This window comes from Streptomyces niveiscabiei (assembly GCF_001419795.1).
GTDB lineage: Bacteria > Actinomycetota > Actinomycetes > Streptomycetales > Streptomycetaceae > Streptomyces > Streptomyces niveiscabiei.
In genome coordinates this window covers 1-2,534 of sequence record NZ_LIRL01000601.1, presented here as the reverse complement: position 1 = coordinate 2,534, position 2,534 = coordinate 1, and the positions used below count along the sequence as shown (strand labels likewise).

Genomic DNA, 2,534 nt, shown 5'->3' with positions numbered 1-2,534 from the left:
GCCCACCGCATCGAGGAGGCGGCGGACAGAGCCCGACGCCGGTTCGGGCCGGACGCGGTGCGACCGGCGAGCGCGGTGGGGGCGACGGGGGTGAGAGCACTCCGCCCCGCGCACCCGGCCCCGAGAACTCTTCCGTGAGTGATGAACTCGCCCAGCCGACCCAGGGGTTGCACCTGTCGGCGCAGTGAGGTCGCAGTCCCAACGACACTCCCGCCCACCGGTTACGACGCCTCCTGCCGGATGCCCGGACCGCGTACCCCGTTGAGTGAACTCCCTGTGTGCCGTACGGAACACGCCCCACCCCCGGTGATCGACTGCGGAGCCGAAACGTTCGTCCGCTATACCGAGGTGGTTGGTTGTGAAGTCTGTTGTCGACAAGTCCCCTGAGGGGCACACGTACGTACGGCCGGACGCCGCCCGGCGTGTGGTGGTGTCCGTGTCGATGCCGGTGCTGATGCGCCGTACCCGCAAGAGGCACCGGATCTGGGTCGCCGTGGCGGCGGTGGTGTTCCAACTCGCCCTGGGGTCCGTCTATTCGTGGAGCGTGTTCGCGCGGGCGCTGAGGGAGCCCGGCTCGACGTTCGCGTTCGACGCGACGCGGGCCACCCTGCCGTTCAGCGTCGCCGTCGGGATGGTGTTCGTCGGGACCTGGTGCGGCGGCCGGCTCCAGGAGCGGCACGGTTCACGGGTCACGGCGATGATCGGCGCGGGCATCTACTCGGCCGGGATCGTCGCCTGCTCGGCCGCCCGGGACGCGGCCGACCTGTGGATCCTGATCGTCTGCTACGGCGTCGTCTCCGGAGTCGGCCTCGGCATCGGGTACATCGTGCCGACCGCCCTGCTCCAGCGCTGGTTCCCCGACAAGCGCGGCCTGATCACCGGCATCAGCGTCGGCGGCTTCGGCCTCGGACCGGTGCTCAGCGCGCCGGTCCTCGCGGCCCTCGTCCACCGCTACGAGACCGTGCCCACCCAGGCGTTCCTGCCGATGGGCCTGCTCTGCGCGGCGATGACCCTGCCGGCGGCCTGGCTGTTCGTGAACCCGCCCGCCTCCGCGTCCGTCGTGGTCGGCCGCGGCGTACGGCCCTCCTTCACCGGGCGCGAGGCGCTGCGCAGCCGCGAGTGGTACCTCCTCGCGACGATCCTGCTGGCCAGCTCCCTCGCGGGCACCAGCCTCGTCAGCGTCCTCGCCCCCGCAGCGCACGCCATCTCCGGCTACGACGCCTCCTCGGCGGCGGCGCTCACCGCGGCGGCCGGGGTCTTCAACGGCGTGGGCCGCCCGCTGGCCGGCGCGATCTCCGAACGGGCGGGCCGCATGCGGACGTTCGCCGCGCTCCTGATCATCCAGGGCCTCGGGCTCCTCGCCCTGCCCTGGGCCCACGACCCCGCGCTCTTCGCCGCCCTCGTCTGCGCGGTCAGCCTCGCGAACGGCGGCGGCTTCGGGACGATGCCCGCGACCGCCGGGGACTTCTTCGGCGTCGCCCACATCGGCGCCGTCTACGGGCCGATGCTCGTCTCCTGGAGCCTCGCCGGAGTCATCGGCCCGCTCACGACCGCGCACCTCGCGGGCGACGGCTACAGCACGGCGTTCGTCACGGTCGGCGCGGTGACGCTCGCGGCGGTGGCCCTGACAGCGATCACCAGACCGCCGGCGCCACGGACCACGTGATCCCGGACGGGGGTGACCCGCGCGGCGGTCACCCCCAACCGGGCTGTCAGCGCCCCCTGTTGTGCATCACATGCTTCGTCCGCGAGAAGTCCTCCAGCGCGTACAGCGACAGGTCCCGCCCGTACCCCGACCCCTTGAACCCGCCCCACGGCACCTCGCTGGCCAGCACCAGATGGGAGTTGACCCACACCGTGCCGAAGTCGAGGCGGGAGGGGACGGTCTGGGCGAGGCGGGCGCTCCCGGTCCACACGGAGGCGGACAGGCCCAGGGGTACGGAGTTGGCGCGGCGCACGGCCTCGTCCTCGTCGGTGAACGTCTCGACGGTGACGACGGGACCGAAGATCTCCTCGCGGGCCACCTCCGCGCCCTCGGGGACGTCGACCAGGACGGTCGGCGCGATGAATTGACATGCTCCTCGCCTTGAAAGGCGAGGATTCTGGCCTTCTCTACCGGTTGCTGTGCCGCTACGCGGCACGGTTTCCGGTGGGGAATCCGTGGCTTCCTGTTTTTCCGCGCTGTGCCAGAACGGGTTCTGGTCCTACCGGCGCTCCGCAGGCTGTTACCGCCAGTCCGGCGGCCTGTTTGACGTTGATCGCGGCGTTGTGGTCCCGGTCCTGGACCGCACCGCAGGTGGTACAGGTCCATTCCCGGACGTCCAGGGGTTTGGGTCCGTCCACAGCGCCGCAGGTCGAGCAGGTCTGGGAGGTCGGCTCGAACCGGCCGATCTTCACCAGGGTGCGCCCGTACCGCTCCGCTTTGTATTCCAGCATGCTGATGAACGACGACCATCCGGCGTCATGCACGGACTTGGCCAGCTTGGTGCGGGCCAGTCCCACCACCGACAGGTCCTCCACGGCGATCCCTTGGT

The 2,534-nt window shown here is 71.1% G+C and carries 3 protein-coding genes and 1 pseudogene; 2 read left to right on the top strand and 2 right to left on the bottom strand.

Features of this window, described 5'->3' with window-relative positions:
* Together AOK24_RS49810 and AOK24_RS27585 are read left to right on the top strand one after the other, a co-directional pair.
* Positions 1 to 188: pseudogene (locus AOK24_RS49810) on the top strand (hypothetical protein); the annotation flags it as partial.
* A 170-nt stretch (positions 189 to 358) separates the two neighbouring features.
* Entirely contained in the window at positions 359 to 1,666 is a 1,308-nt protein-coding gene (locus AOK24_RS27585) for an OFA family MFS transporter (RefSeq protein ID WP_055722761.1), read from the top strand.
* 46 nt (positions 1,667 to 1,712) lie between these two features.
* Here AOK24_RS27585 and AOK24_RS27580 read toward each other — a convergent pair whose 3' ends face one another.
* The gene (locus tag AOK24_RS27580) at positions 1,713 to 2,141 is read right to left on the bottom strand and encodes an aldehyde dehydrogenase family protein (RefSeq protein ID WP_240001126.1); all 429 of its coding nucleotides are present in this window, start codon (positions 2,139 to 2,141) and stop codon (positions 1,713 to 1,715) included.
* A partial coding sequence (locus AOK24_RS27575; protein ID WP_159052004.1) for an RNA-guided endonuclease InsQ/TnpB family protein occupies positions 2,131 to 2,534 on the bottom strand: 404 nt, incomplete at its 5' end. The genes AOK24_RS27575 and AOK24_RS27580, both read right to left, overlap by 11 nt.